General features: G+C 73.9%; 11 protein-coding genes. 7 read left to right on the plus strand and 4 right to left on the minus strand.

Features of this window, described 5'->3' with window-relative positions:
• Positions 1-3 precede the first annotated feature (3 nt).
• Entirely contained in the window at positions 4-963 is a 960-nt protein-coding gene (deoC, locus tag AB0K25_RS17945; protein ID WP_219466994.1) for a deoxyribose-phosphate aldolase, read from the minus strand.
• Between the two features lie 219 nt (positions 964-1,182).
• Here deoC and upp point away from each other — a divergent pair, with 219 nt between their 5' ends.
• On the plus strand, positions 1,183-1,815 hold the full coding sequence (upp, locus tag AB0K25_RS17950; protein ID WP_208568623.1) for a uracil phosphoribosyltransferase: 633 nt from the start codon (positions 1,183-1,185) through the stop codon (positions 1,813-1,815).
• Positions 1,816-2,082: 267 nt separating this feature from the next.
• Positions 2,083-2,766 carry a GPP34 family phosphoprotein gene (locus AB0K25_RS17955; RefSeq protein ID WP_208568622.1) on the plus strand — a complete coding sequence of 228 codons (684 nt, stop codon included), beginning with the start codon at positions 2,083-2,085 and terminating at the stop codon, positions 2,764-2,766.
• A 206-nt stretch (positions 2,767-2,972) separates the two neighbouring features.
• On the opposite strand, the gene AB0K25_RS17960 is transcribed toward AB0K25_RS17955, so the two are convergent.
• Positions 2,973-4,649, minus strand: a complete 1,677-nt coding sequence (locus AB0K25_RS17960; protein ID WP_363821238.1) for a phospho-sugar mutase — start codon at positions 4,647-4,649, stop codon at positions 2,973-2,975.
• A 115-nt stretch (positions 4,650-4,764) separates the two neighbouring features.
• The gene (locus AB0K25_RS17965) at positions 4,765-6,906 is read right to left on the minus strand and encodes a serine/threonine-protein kinase (protein WP_219470661.1); all 2,142 of its coding nucleotides are present in this window, start codon (positions 6,904-6,906) and stop codon (positions 4,765-4,767) included.
• A gap of 230 nt (positions 6,907-7,136) precedes the next feature.
• Here AB0K25_RS17965 and AB0K25_RS17970 point away from each other — a divergent pair, with 230 nt between their 5' ends.
• Positions 7,137-8,720: a methylmalonyl-CoA mutase family protein gene (locus AB0K25_RS17970; protein ID WP_219467006.1), complete on the plus strand. Its 1,584-nt coding sequence runs from the start codon at positions 7,137-7,139 to the stop codon at positions 8,718-8,720.
• Between the two features lie 672 nt (positions 8,721-9,392).
• Positions 9,393-10,655, plus strand: coding sequence for an amidohydrolase (locus AB0K25_RS17975; RefSeq protein ID WP_208568617.1), 1,263 nt, complete (start codon positions 9,393-9,395; stop codon positions 10,653-10,655).
• Here the strand turns inward: AB0K25_RS17975 and AB0K25_RS17980 are convergent.
• On the minus strand, positions 10,612-11,628 hold the full coding sequence (locus AB0K25_RS17980; RefSeq protein WP_219467009.1) for a DUF4349 domain-containing protein: 1,017 nt from the start codon (positions 11,626-11,628) through the stop codon (positions 10,612-10,614). The genes AB0K25_RS17975 and AB0K25_RS17980 overlap by 44 nt on opposite strands.
• A 121-nt stretch (positions 11,629-11,749) precedes the next feature.
• Between AB0K25_RS17980 and AB0K25_RS17985 the strand changes: the two genes are divergently transcribed.
• The 3 genes from AB0K25_RS17985 to AB0K25_RS17995 are packed head-to-tail and all read left to right on the plus strand — an operon-like array spanning position 11,750 to position 14,189.
• On the plus strand, positions 11,750-12,379 hold the full coding sequence (locus tag AB0K25_RS17985; RefSeq protein WP_219467010.1) for an MBL fold metallo-hydrolase: 630 nt from the start codon (positions 11,750-11,752) through the stop codon (positions 12,377-12,379).
• A gap of 3 nt (positions 12,380-12,382) precedes the next feature.
• Entirely contained in the window at positions 12,383-13,408 is a 1,026-nt protein-coding gene (locus AB0K25_RS17990) for a hypothetical protein (RefSeq protein WP_363821241.1), read from the plus strand.
• Between the two features lie 31 nt (positions 13,409-13,439).
• Complete coding sequence (locus AB0K25_RS17995) at positions 13,440-14,189, plus strand: hypothetical protein (protein ID WP_208568668.1); 750 nt, start codon at positions 13,440-13,442, stop codon at positions 14,187-14,189.
• The last annotated feature ends 160 nt before the right edge of the window (positions 14,190-14,349 follow it).

A 14,349-nucleotide genomic window follows, 5' to 3' on the forward strand; every position in this document is an offset into this window, starting at 1 on the left:
TGCTCAGTCCAGGGTGAAGTAGTCGGGACCGGAGTAAATGCCGGTCGTCAGCTTGGTGCGCTGCATGAGCAGGTCGTTGAGCAGGCTGGACGCGCCGAACCGGAACCAGTCCGGGCTCAGCCAGTCGCCGCCGACGGTCTCGTTGACCATGACCAGGTACTTGATCGCGTCCTTGGTGTTCTTGATCCCGCCGGCCGGCTTGACGCCTACCTGCCGCCCGGTGGCGGCCCGGAAGTCGCGGACCGCCTCCAGCATCACCAGGGTCACCGGCAGGGTCGCGGCGACCGGGACCTTGCCGGTGGAGGTCTTGATGAAGTCGCCGCCGGCCAGCATCCCCAGCCAGGAGGCCCGCCGGACGTTGTCGTAGGTGGCCAGTTCGCCGGTCTCCAGGATCACCTTGAGGTGGGCGTCCCCGCAGGCCTCCTTGGTGGCGACGATCTCGTCGTAGACCTCCTGGTAACGACCGGCCAGGAACGCGCCCCGGTTGATCACCATGTCGATCTCGTCCGCACCGGCGGCGACGGCCGCCCGGGTGTCGGCGAGCTTGACGTCCAGCGGCGCCTGCCCGGACGGGAACGCGGTCGCCACGCTGGCCAGGTGCACGGCGCTGCCGCGCAGCACCTCCGCCACGTGCGGCACCATCGCCGGGTAGACGCAGACCGCGCCGACGTGCGGGCAGGTCGGGTCGGCCGGGTCCGGGCGCAGCGCCTTGGCGGCCAGGGCGCGCACCTTGCCCGGGGTGTCGGCCCCCTCCAGGGTGGTCAGGTCGACCATCCGGATGGCCAGGTCGATCGCCTGCGCCTTGGCGGTGGTCTTGATCGAGCGGGTGCCGAGCTGTGCCGCCCGCTGCTCCGCGCCGACCTGGTCCACCCCGGGCAGGCCGTGCAGGAAGGTCCGCAACGCGGTCTCGGATCGCCCCAGCTCGGACAGGTCCGACCGGGCCGACGTCGTTGTCGCCGTCATGCCCCGAATACTACGCAGCCACGAGTCCGGTGATCCTGGTCACAGCAGCCCGGGTCGGGGGCGGTCGGGTAGCCCGGCGTCGCCGCAGGGCCCGGTGGGCCGGGGTGCCCCGGTTGGCTGCGGGTAAGACGCCCCGGCCCGTCGGCCCCGGGTGAGCCGCGTCGCCGCCCGCCGCGCATCCGTACTGCCGGCCGACCGGGACCGGTAGGTTGAGCGATCGTGGACGTACACGTCATTGACCACCCGCTCGCCCAGTCCCGGCTGACCGCCATGCGGGACGCCCGGACCGACTCGTCGTCGTTCCGGGCCGCGCTGCACGAACTCACCACCATGCTGGTGTACGAGGCCGCGCGCACCTTCCCCGTCGAGAAGTACCCGGTGCAGACCCCGGTCACCGGTGCCGAGGGCACCCGGTTGGCGAACCCGCCGCTGCTGGTGCCGGTGCTGCGGGCCGGCCTCGGGATGGCCGACGCGGCGCTCGGGCTGCTGCCGGAGTCGTCGATGGGCTTCGTCGGCCTGGCCCGCGACGAGGAGACGTACGAGCCGCGCGCCTACATGGAGTCGCTGCCCCGGGACCTCGCCGGCCTGCCGGTGCTGGTGCTCGACCCGATGCTGGCCACCGGCGGTTCGCTGGAGCACTGCTGCCGGCTGCTCGCCGACCGGGGCTGCACCGACATCACCGTGCTCTGCGTGCTCGCCGCGCCGGTCGGCATCGCCCGGCTGGAGCGGTCGGGGCTGCCGTTGCGCCTGGTCACCGCGTCGATCGACGAGGGGCTGAACGACAACATGTTCATCGTGCCGGGCCTTGGCGACGCCGGTGACCGCCAGTTCGGCGGCATGCCCCGGTTCTGACCGGCCCATCTCGCGGCGGCATGCCCCGCTCCCGGCTCGCCCCGGCGTGCGGCCGGCATGCCTCGCCCCGGCGTGCGGCCGGCATGCCCCGCTCAGCTCGTGGTGGCATGCTCCATTTCCGGCCCGCCCAGCTCCGGTGTCTCCGGGCTGAGCTGGCGGGTGGTCGGCAGGTCGCGGGCGGGTGGTCGGGTCGGTCGCGGGGGTTGCCTTCCCACCCAGAGCGAGTCGGTGAGCGCGGGGTGCGTTCAGGCGCTACCGTCTCGGGCCATGACTGGTGTTGCGCTGGCCGAGGAGTTGCTGCTCCTCGCGTATGACGATGAATCCGGCAAGGCGACCATGCCCCGGATCAGTCTTGACCTGGGGATGGCCGCCGCCGTCCTGGTCGAGCTGGCCCTTGCCGGCCGGATCGCGTACGTCGACGGGAACCTGGTGGTGACCGACCCGACGCCGGTCGGCGAGCCGATCCTGGACGGGGTGCTGGGCCGGATGGCCGCCGACACCCCGCACAGCCCGTCCTCCTGGGTGCAGCGGCTGCGGCACGGCCTGCGCGACCGCATCCTCGGCGACCTGGTCGACCGTGGCGTGGTGCGTGACGTCGAGGAGACCGAGCTGGACTTCATCGTGGTGCACCGCTACCCGACCACCGACCCGTCCGTGGAGCAGGACAGCCGGCGGCGGCTGGCCGAGGCGCTGGCCGGCGAGCAGTTGCCCGACGAGCGGACGGCGGCGCTGGCCACGCTGGTTGCGGTGCTGCGGATGGAACCGGCGCTCGGCCTGACCGGCAGCGCGGCGCAGGACGCCCGGCGTCGGCTGGAGGAGATCGCGGGCGGGGCCGGTTTCTCCGGCACGATCAGCCTGGAGGAGTCGGTGGTCCGCCCCTCGGTGGCCCTGGTCGTCACCGCCCTCGGTCAGGCCGTCGACCACGCACTCGGCAAGCGCGCCGTGAGCTGACCGCCACCACCGCACGCGACCCCGCTGGTCGCGGAGGAGCCTCGCAGTTTCCTGGTTGTAGTGGCATCCATCCCGCTCGGATGCCACTACAACCAGGAAACTGAGTCGATCATGCAGCGCGGTGCGTGGCGGGCAATGCGGTGCGTGGGCGGTCAATGCAGCGCGGCGCGTGGCGGAGAATGCGGCGCGGCGCGTGGTGGGCGGGGTCAGATGCCGAGGGCGGTGGCGATCTCGGTGCGTAGCGTGGTGAGCGCCGCCGCCGCCCGGGTGCGGGCCGCCGGCACGTCCCCGTCCGCGACCGGCTCCACCACCTCCAGGTACGCCTTGAGCTTCGGCTCGGTGCCCGAGGGGCGGATCACCACCCGGGCGGCGGCGGTACGCAGGATCACCACGTCGGCGGCGGGCAGCAGGTCCTGCGCCTCGGTGACCGGTGCACCGAGCAGCGTGGTCGGGGTGGCCGCCCGGACCCGGGCCATCGCGTCGGCGATGATCCGCAGGTCGTCCACCCGGACCGACAACTGGTCGGTCTGGTGCACGCCGAACTCGGCAGCTAGCTCGTCCAGCCGGTCGGTCAGGGTGCGCCCCTGCGCCTTCAGCCCGGCGGCCAGCTCGGCGACGGTCAGCGCGGCGGTGATGCCGTCCTTGTCGCGTACGTGCTCGGGGGCCACGCAGTAGCCGAGGGCCTCCTCGTAGCCGTACGCCAGCGGCGGCGTCCCACCCCCGGCCCGGACGATCCACTTGAACCCGGTCAACGTCTCGTCGTACGCCCGGCCCCGGGCCGCGCACATCGCCCGGAGCAGGGACGACGACACGATCGTGGTCGCGTACAGGCCGTCGACGCCGCGCCGCATCAGGTGGTCGGCGAGCAGCACCCCCACCTCGTCCCCGCGCAACATCCGCCACCCCGTCCCGGTGCCGGCCGGCTCGCGGACCACCACCGCGCAGCGGTCGGCGTCCGGGTCGTTGGCGATCGCCAGGTCGGCGTCGGTGGCGTCGGCGAGGGCCACCAACCGGTCCACCGCGCCGGGCTCCTCCGGGTTGGGGAAGCTGACGGTGGGGAAGTCCGGGTCCGGTTCCGCCTGGTCGGGCACCACCCCCGGGGTCGGGAAACCCGCCCGGGCGAAGGTCGCGGTCAGCACCGCCGCCCCCACCCCGTGCAATGGCGTGTACGCCACCCGCAGGTCACGTGGTCCGCCCGCTTCGATCACCGCGACGGCCCGTTCCACGTACGCGGCGACCAGGTCGTCGCCGAGCACCTGGCCGGGCGGCCCCAACGGCACCTGCGCCAGCGGGCCGACCGCCCGGATGGCCGCCTCGATGCCGGCGTCGGCGGGCGGCACGATCTGCGCCCCCGCGCCGAGCGCCCCACCGAGCTGGGCACCCAGGTAGACCTTGTAGCCGTTGTCCTGCGGCGGGTTGTGGCTGGCCGTCACCATCACCCCGGCCACCCCGCCGAGCCTGCGCACCGCGTACGCCAGCACGGGGGTGGGCAGCGGCCGGGGCAGCAGCAGCGCCGGCCGGCCCGCGCCGGTGGCGACCTGGGCGGTGCGCTCGGCGAACTCCCGGGAACCGTGCCGGGCGTCGTACCCGATCACCAGCGGACCCTCGCCGCCCTCGGCGGCGAGCCAGCCGACCAGCCCGGCCGCCGCCCGGGTGACCACCGCGAGGTTCATGCCGTTCGGCCCGGCGCGCAGCGGGCCGCGCAGCCCGGCCGTGCCGAAGGTCAGCGGGCCGGCGAACCGGTCGGCCAGCTCCGGCGCGCTGGCCGGCAGCCGGTCGAGCACGGCCCGCAGCTCGTCCCGGCTGGCCGGGTCGGGGTCGTCGTCGAGCCAGCGTCGAGCCTGGTCGCGCATCCGGTCGAGGTCAGTGCTTTCCGCCACCATTGCCTCTTGATAGCACGACGGCGGATCACCGCGTCCGGTCGACCCGGATCACCTTGCCGGGCGGGCCGGTCCGGCCCGCCCCACGAGCCGGCTCAGTCGGCTCTCGCGAGCCGGCTCAGCTGGAGCCGGTGAGCTGGAACGACTTGACCATCTCGTCGAAGATCGGCTTGCTCTCGGCGAACTTGGCGTCGTTGGCGGTGAGGTAGAACGAGTAGACCTTCCCCTCGTGCACCACCCCACGCCACACCCCGTGCCGCTTGTCGCCGCCGTCGCCGCAGGTGTACTCGAACTCGGCGGCCGACTTGCCGGCCAGGTTCTTCTCGCCCATCGCCAGCTGCTCGTAGGGCCTGGCGCAGGAACTCGTCCGCTTGCGGAGGCCGTCCGCTGCCACTTCGACCCAGCGGCTCGAGGAGCCGCCGAACTTCTCGGTGAGGATGCGCACCTTGCGCCCCTTGTCCTGCGGGTCGACGTAGTCGATGTAGACCCCGCCGGTCGCCCGCTGCCAGCCCTTCGGCACGTTCACCCGGATGCCCCGGGCGCTGTGCTCCTGCATCGGCGGCAGCTCGCCGCCACCCGCAGCCGGTGCGCTCGGGCCGGCCTGCGGGGGTGGGGTCGACTCCGGGTCGCCGCCGCTGAACAGCGCCACCGCTCCGATCAGCAACACCACGGCCAGGCCGCCGGCCGCCGCAAGCTGGAGCTTGCGCGGCCAGCCCTTGACCGTGCCGACGAGTCGACCGCCGGCACCCTTCGCCCGGCCGAGCGCGCCACCGTCGGCCCCGCCCGGCGGCGCGGGTGGCGACGTCCACGACTGGCCGGTGCCGGGGATGGACCACTGTCCGCCGTACACCGCCTGGGTCTGCTCGGAGTTGCCGCCACCGCCGTAGATGGCCTGGGTCGGCTCCGCCGTCCCGTAGCCGGCCCGGGCCGGCTCGGGGCCCCCGCCGATGCGCTGGGTGGCGTCGGTGGTGCCGCCACCGATGCGCTGGGTGGCCTCCGGGGCGGCGCTCGGGGTGATCCGCTGGGTGGCCTCCGGCCGGCCGTACGTCCCGGCGGTCGGGCGGGTCGGCAGCGGGTCGACGGTGGGCCCGCCCGATGCCGGCATCGCATCGGTCGGGGTGTGCAGCGGGCCGGCGAACGCGTCGGCGCTGGTGTCGTCGAGGGTGGCGGCCGAGGTCGCCACCGGCTCGGGGCGTTCACCCCGGCGCAGCTTCGCCAGCCGGTCGGTCAGCGACTCACCGGCGGCCAGCATCGCCCGGCCACCGATCTGCCCGCTCGGCTTCGACTCGGCGGGCGGCGCGGTGACGGCCGGCGGCCCCGACGGGCGCTGCACCGGCACCACCGAGTACGGGTCGGTGATCGAGTTGACCGCCGTCGCCGTGCTGGTCAGCGGGCCGGCGAGCAACTCGCGCAGCATCGCCCGCGCAGTGTGCACGTCGAGCCGGCGGGCCGGGTCCTTCTCCAGCAGGCCCATCAGCACCCGGGTCAGCGGGCCGCTGCGCTGCGGGGTGGCCGGCGGGTCCTCGACGACCGCGTGCATGGTCTCGATCGGGTCGCCCTTGTCGAACGGGGGCCGCCCCTCGACCGCCGTGTAGAGGGTCACACCGAGCGAGAACAGGTCGCTGGGCGGGCCGAAATCCTGCCCCATGGCGCGCTCGGGGGAGATGAAGTGCGGCGAGCCGAGCACCATCCCGGGGGTGGTGAGCTGGACGTCGGTGGGCATCCGGGCCACCCCGAAGTCGGTCAGCACACAGCGGCCGTCGGTGCAGATCAGCACGTTCGCCGGCTTGACGTCACGGTGCAGCACCCCGTTGGCGTGCGCCACCTCCAGCGCGCCGAGCAGCGCGATGCCGATCTTGGCGACCGCGCGTCCGGCCACCGGGCCGTCCTCGATCACCATGTCGGCGAGGCTGCGGGCGTCCAGCAGCTCCATCACGATCCACGGCCGGCCACCCTCGGTGACCACGTCGTAGACCTGGACCACGGCCGGGTGCTGGATCGCGGCGGCGGCACGCGCCTCGCGCAGGGTGCGTTCGTACATCGCGTCCCGGTCGCTGGGGGCCAGCCCGGGCGGCAGGACGACCTCCTTGACCGCCACGTCGCGCCGCAGCAGGGTGTCTGTCGCGCGCCAGACCGTGCCCATGCCGCCGTTGCCCACCGAGGAGCGCAACTCGTACCGGCCGCCGATGATGGTGCCGGGTGCTGCGCGTCCGTTGGGAGGACTCACTGGTCCGCCGCTCCACGTCGGGATCTGAGTCACAGGAAAAGCCACCGGGAAAGTCGAGGGGGCTGGGACACAACGTCTCTATCTTGCTGGTTCCGACGCCCGATGCGAAACCCGACGCGGCGGACCTTTGTCCTATCCGACGCTACCGACCGCCATGCCGAACGGTGTGTACCTGGCCGTTCACCTGCCGTCGACCGATGCCGAACCGAGATGTGCGCCATCCCTCACCCCACCGATGCCGCCGCGCGTCCTACCATCCCTGGATGAGTGAAGCGCGGGCGAGCGAGTCGGGGTTCCCCATCAAGGGCGTCTACACGGCTGCGGACCTCCCCCCGGAGCTGGACTCCCGCCTCGGCGAACCGGGCCAGTACCCGTACGCCCGGGGGGTCTACCCGACGATGTACACCTCCCGGCCGTGGACGATGCGCCAGTACGCCGGCTTCGGCACCGCCACCGAGTCCAACGCGCGCTACCACCAGCTGCTGAAGGCCGGCACGATGGGCCTGTCGGTCGCCTTCGACCTGCCCACCCAGATGGGGTACGACTCCGACGACGCCATCGCGAGCGGCGAGGTGGGCAAGGTCGGGGTGGCGATCGACTCCATCGAGGACATGCGGCTGCTCTTCGCCGGCATCCCGCTGGACAAGGTCTCCACCTCGATGACCATCAACGCGCCCGGCTCGGTGCTGCTGCTGCTCTACCAGCTCGTCGCCGAGGAGAACGGCCTGTCCGGCTCGGCGCTCAACGGCACCATCCAGAACGACATCCTCAAGGAGTACATCGCCCGGGGGACGTACATCTTCCCGCCGAAGCCGTCGCTGCGGCTGGTCGCCGACACCTTCGCGTACTGCCGCAAGGAGGTGCCGAAGTGGAACACCATCTCCATCTCCGGCTACCACATGGCGGAGGCCGGGGCGACGCCCGCGCAGGAGATCGCGTTCACCCTGGCCAACGGGGTCGAGTACGTCCGGGCGGCGCTGGCTGCCGGGCTGGCGGTCGACGATTTCGCCCCCCGGTTGTCGTTCTTCTTCGTGGCCCGTACCACCCTGCTGGAGGAGGTCGCGAAGTTCCGCGCCGCCCGGCGGATCTGGGCCCGGCTGCTGCGTGACGACTTCGGCGCGAAGGACCCGAAGTCGATGATGCTGCGGTTCCACACCCAGACGGCGGGGGTGCAGCTGACCGCCCAGCAGCCCGAGGTGAACCTGGTCCGGGTGGCGGTGCAGGGGCTCGCCGCGGTGCTCGGCGGCACCCAGTCGCTGCACACCAACAGCTTCGACGAGGCGATCGCGCTGCCCACCGAGAAGGCCGCCCGGCTGGCGCTGCGTACCCAGCAGGTGCTGGCGTACGAGACGGACCTGACCGCCACCGTCGACCCGTTCGCCGGGTCGTACGTGGTGGAGGCGATGACCGCCGAGATCGAGGCGGCGGTCAACGACCTGATGGACCGGGTCTTCGACCACGGTTCGGCGGTGGACGCGATCGAGGCCGGGTTCCAGAAGCGGGAGATCGAGCAGTCGGCCTACCGGTTCGCCCAGCAGATCGACGCGGGGGAGCGGGTGGTGGTCGGGTTGAACCGCTTCCAGATCGACACCGAGGAGCCGTACGAGCCGCTGCGGGTGGACCCGACGATCGAGGCGACCCAGGCGGAACGGCTGGCCCGGCTGCGGGCCGAGCGGGACGCCGGGGCGGTCGAGCGGGCGCTGGCCGAGCTGCGGGCCGCCGCCGAGGGGGACGAGAACGTGCTCTACCCGATGAAGGAGGCGCTGCGGGCCCGGGCCACGGTGGGTGAGGTCTGCGGGCTGCTGCGCCAGGTCTGGGGGACGTACCGCCCGAGCGACCGTTTCTGACCCCGGTCCGACCGCTGCGGTCCCGGCCGGTGTGCCGCCCGCGACCCGGCGGGTGGGCCGAGCCCCACGTTGATCCGCACGGCGACCTCCGCCGGCAGTCCGCTGCCGGCAGGGGTCGCCGTCGTCGTCCGGTCTGGGCCGCTAGGGGTCGCCAGGCCGACGCGCCCGGGGCTACCGTCGGTGACAGCCTGCGGTGGTGTGCCAGGTCGGCCCGGCAGGCGGCGGGGCGGCTCGGGTGGCCGGGGCGTGCGGTGCGGGGTTCGTGGGTAAACCCGGACGGGTGGACGGGGCGGACAGCATGTCCGCGCGGGCCCGGAGACGCCGTGTCACCGTCGGGCACCGGCTGTTCACCCGGCGGCGTCGGCTAATTGTCGGACCGGCGGTCGACCGGGGCGACCAATGCGACAATTCGGGTACGACGGCCCCGGATCGACGCCGATTTCGCGACCGCCCAATCGGTTACGCGTTGTAGGAGGTGGGGGGCAGATGACGGCGTCCGACCGCGATCTACCTGCTGTCCCGCAGATATTTGACCCCTCCCACCAGGGCTTACGTGACGCTGTGCGCTCCGATCACTACCGTAACGAGGTTGCGCAGCGTCACCGTCGGAGGTCTAGGCTGTCTGCTGTCCTCCCCGATGATCCATCCATTTCTAGTGATCGAGAATTCGACGTGACGAGTGCGTTGACGCTGCCGAACGGCAGCCAGCTGGCGTCGTCCTGGGCGGAGGCGCCGTCCGGGTCCCAGCCCCTGCCCCACGATCTGGATCACCTGCTCGCGCTGCGGGTACCCGGCCTGATCGCCACCCGCCGCCACCTCCACTCCCACCCGGAACTCTCCGGTGAGGAGTTCGAGACGGCGGCGCTGATCGCCCGGGAACTCACCCTCGCCGGGCTGCATCCCCGACTGCTGCCCAAGGGCAACGGGGTGATCTGCGACATCGACGGGCGGCCCGACGGCCCGGTCGTGGCGCTCCGCGCCGACATCGACGCCCTGCCGCTGACCGACGTCAAGGACGTCTCCTACCGGTCCACGGTGGACGGTGTGTGCCACGCCTGCGGCCATGACGTGCACACGGCCGTGCTGCTCGGCGTCGGCATGCTGCTGGCCCAGCTCGCCGACGCCGGCCAGCTCGACGGCCGGGTCCGGATGATCTTCCAGCCGGCGGAGGAGATCCTGCCCTGCGGCTCCCTGGAGGTCATCGAGGCCGGCGGCCTGGACGACGTGGTGCAGATCTTCGCCCTGCACTGTGACCCCAACCAGCCGGTGGGCCGGGTGGGGTTGCGGGTCGGTCCGATCACCGCGGCGGCCGACAACGTCACCGTCAAGCTCACCGGGCCGGGCGGGCACACCGCCCGCCCCCACCTGACCGTCGACCTGGTCGACGCGCTCGGCCGGCTGGTCACCGAGGTCCCGGCCCTGGTCACCCGCCGGGTGCCGGCCAACAGCGGGCTGCTGCTGGTGTTCGGCCACGCCTCGGCCGGCACCCGGTACAACGTCATCCCGTCCGAGGCGTGCGCGGCCGGCACCCTGCGGGTGATGGACCGCGACACCTGGGAACGGGCCCCGGAGATCGTCGCTCAGGTCGTCCGGGACGTCCTCGCGCCCACCGGCGCCACCGTCGACCTGGAATACCTGCGCGGCCGGCCACCCGTCAGCAACGACGCCCGCGCCATCGGCATCCTCACCGCCGCCACCGCCGCCGCGCTCGGCCCGGAGGGGATCGCGGAAACCCCGCAGAGCATGGGCGGCGAGGACTTCTCCTGGTATCTCGAACACGTCCCCGGTGCGCTGGCCCGGCTCGGCGTGGGCCGCGCCGGGGGCCCCACCATGGACCTGCACCGGGCGTCCTTCGACGTCGACGAGCGGGCCATCCCGGTCGGCGTGCGCGTCATGGTGCAGACCGCGCTGCGGGCACTGGCGGCGGCCCGGTAGGAGCCGGCGGGTGACCCCCGCCGCCCGGTCCACCAGGCATCGGTGCGCGTCCCCCGCCGACCGGCCCCGCCGGCGGCGGGGGCTGCCGCCGCCGGCCCCGCCGCCGCAGCACCACCACGAGCGCCGTCACGGGCACCCCGATGATCAGCAGCCAGGGCAGCAGCGCCCCGAGCACAGTGAGCAGTACGCCCATCGAGGCGAGGAAGACGGTCCAGCCGCCGCGCAGGCCCACCATGAACCCGGTCCGGTCCGCCGGTTCGTCGTCGGCCGTCGAGGCGTCCCGGCCGACGAAGGTCACCGTGATCGTGGAGAGCGCGGTCAGGTCGGCCAGCCGACGCTTCTTCGCCTCCAGCGAGGCCAGGTCCGCCTCCCGGCGGGTCACCTCGTTCTCCAACGAGACCAGCTCCGCCACCGTGTCGGCCCGGGCCAGCAGCCGGCGGGCGCTGTCCACCCGGGCCCGCTGGGTGACGATCCGGGCGTCCAGGTCGACGGTCTCCTCGGTGACGTCCTGGGTACGGATCTCCCGGCGCTGCTGCCGACCGTAGGTGGCCAACTCGTCGACGAGCGCGGTGAACTTCGCCGCCGGCACCCGCAGTTGCAGCTCCGCCTGGGCGGACGCGTCGACACTGCGACGCTGGTCGCCGCCGACGAACCCGCCGGTGGCGGTGACCGCGTCCACCGCCCGCCGGGCGGCAGCCTCCACGTCGTCCACCTGCACCCGCATCGTTCCGGTGTAGATGATCGCGCGCTGGTCGACCCGCAGGTCGGCCGCGCCCGTACCGGCCTGTCCGTTCGCCGCGTCGCGGTCCGGCGCCGCGCCGCCCGGTGCCCCCTGCGCCGGCGCCTTCTCCTGCGGCGCGGAACCGGCCGAACTGCCGTCGCGGTCGCCCGCCCCGCACCCGGCCAGCAGCAGCGCCGCCAACCCGATCGCCGCCAGGGCCCGTGCCCCACCGGCCGCTGTCCCCAGTGTCATCCCCGCTCCCGTCGTCGTCCGTCCCCCGGTTCCGGGGCGATAGCTCGGACGCGGCGCACGGCCGCCCCGGTTCCGGCAGACTGCGCTGAGGACATCACGATTCGATAAGCGAGGAGTCACGATGCGGCTCACCAAGTTCTCGCACTCCTGTCTGCGCATCGAACGCGACGGGGCGGTGCTGGTCGTCGATCCGGGCGTGTTCAGCGAGGCGGCGGCGCTGGACGGGGCGGACGCGGTGCTGGTCACCCACGAACACCCCGACCACCTCGACACGGCGGCGCTCGCCCGCCGGCTGGACCGGGAACCCGTCCCGGTGTACGGCCCGGCGGCGCTCGGTGCCGTCCTCGGCGACGCCGCGGCGGCCCTCACCCCGGTCACCCCGGGTGACACGTTCACCGCCGCCGGCATCCCGGTGAGCGCCGTCGGTGGCCGGCACGCCGTGATCCACCCCGACATCCCGGTGGTGGACAACATCGGTTACCTGATCGACGGCACGGTCTACCACCCCGGCGACGCGCTGTACGTCCCCGAGGGGGTCGAGGTGGACACGCTCTTCGCCCCGATCCACGCACCCTGGTCGAAGTTCTCCGAGGTGGTCGACTTCATCCGGGCGGTCGCCCCGCGCCGGGCGTACGCCCTGCACGACGCGCTGCTCAACGACAACGGGTACGGCGTGCTCGACCGGCAGTACACCGCGCTGTCCCGCACCGACTACCAGCGGCTGGAGCCGGGCAGCCGGATCGACGCCTGAGCCGTGGCCGTCGACGAGTCCACGCTGGCCCGGCAGCTCTACCGCACCCCGCCCGACCGGTTCGTGGCCGCCCGGGACGCCGCCGTCGCCGAGGCCCGCCGGGTCGGGGACGTCGCCACCGCCCGGCGGATCGCCGGATGGAAGCGGCCCACGGTGGCGGCCTGGCTGGTGAACCTGCTCGCCCTGGACCGGCCCGAGCTGGTCGCCGACCTCGGGCCGCTGGCCGAGGCGCTGCGCACCGCCCAACGCGATCTCGAGGGTGCCCGGCTGCGGGAGTTGTCCGCCCAGCGGCGGGAACTGGTCGCCGCGCTGGTCACCGAGGTACGCCGGATCGTCGCCGACATTCCCGACGCACCGCCGGCCACCCGACTACCACTGGCCGAGGTCGAGGCCACCCTGCACGCCGCGCTCGCCGACACCGGGGTGGCCGGGCAGGTCCGGTCCGGACGGCTGCTGCGGGCGGTGCACCACTCCGGGTTCGGCGAGGTGCCCCGCCCCCAGCTGCGGCTGGTCACCGGCGGCGTCGCCGAGGAGGCGACCGGTGGCAGGGCGGCGGCTGGTGGTGGCGCGCGGGCGGCCGGGGGTGGGACGGCGGCCGGTGGTGCCGGGGCGGCGGCTGGCCGCGTACCGGCGCGGGAGGCGGACCGGGGCGGTGCGCGACGGGCCCGTGACGAGCGGGTGGCGGCGCGGGCCGCCCAGGCCGAACGGGCCAGGCGTCGCCGCGCGTTGGACCGGGAGTTGGCGGCGGCACGGGCCGCCCAGCGGCAGGCGGAGCAGGACCTGGACGGTGCGGCAACGGCCGAGCGGGCGGGTGCCGACGCGCTCGACCGGATCGAGGGGGAACTGGCCGAACTGGAACGCCGCCGGGCCGCCGCCGAACAGGAGCTGAGCCGGGCCAAACTGGCCCGTCGGGCGGCTGAGCGGGCACTCACCGCCGCCCGCCGCCGCACCGGGGAGGTCGAGGGGGTGATCGAGGCGGCGGACGCCGAGGAGGCGGACCCCACGGCGGACGCTGAGGGGGCAGACTGAACACGATGAATGCGTGCATCGGGCGGTCGGGATGACGCCGGAACAGGTCGCCGCCGGCAGCAAACCCGCCGTGCTGGAGCTGGGGGAGCTGTTCAGCCGCTGCCCGGGGACCCTGCGGCGGGCCAGGACGATGGGCATTCCCGGCTGGGCGTTCTATGTCACCGGGCGGGCCGGCGCGTTGGGTGACATCCGCGCCGAGACGGTGGCGGCGGCGCTGGGGTTCCTCGCCCCGGAGGCCGTCGCCGACGGGTGGGACACCGCCGTGCGGGTGGTCCGACCGTTGGAGGTGGCCACCGCGAACCTGACCGAGTGCTGCCGGTGGGGTGCCCAGCACCTCGACGACCTGCCCGACACACCCCGGCTGACGGCCCTGCTGGAACGGGTGGTGGCCGCCGCCGACGCGACCGGCATGCCGCTCTTCGCGGCCTGGCGGGCCATGCCGCTGCCCGAGCACACCGAGGGGGCCCGCGCTGCCGTGGCACTGCTGCTGTTGCGGGAACACTTCGTCGGGGCCTACCTGCTGGCGGTGCGGGCGGCCGGGATGACACCGCTGGAGGCCGTACTGGCCGGGCCGGAGGGGGAGGCCGGGGCGGCGGCGTGCGGGTGGTCTCCGCCGTACCCGCCGGTCGGGCCGTTGGTGCGGCGTCGGCTCTGGGCCGAGGCGGTGACCGACCGGTTGGCCTCGGCCGGGTTCCGGGCGCTCCCCCCGGCCGAGGGCCGGGAGCTGATCGAGTTGCTCACCGACGTGCGGGCCCGGCTCCGCGCCGAAGCGGACGGCTGACCGATCCCGGCCGGCCCGGCGCGACCGGTCCCGGCGCGGCCCGGTGCGGCCGGTCCCGGCGCGGCCCGGTGCGGCCGGTCCCAGCCGGCCCGGTGCGGTGCGGCCGGTCCCAGCCCGGTCCGGCCCGGCCCGGTGCGAGCGGCAGTTCGGTGCGACCGGT

Origin of the sequence: Micromonospora sp. NPDC049257 (assembly GCF_040678915.1) — a bacterium.
Taxonomy (GTDB): domain Bacteria; phylum Actinomycetota; class Actinomycetes; order Mycobacteriales; family Micromonosporaceae; genus Micromonospora; species Micromonospora antibiotica.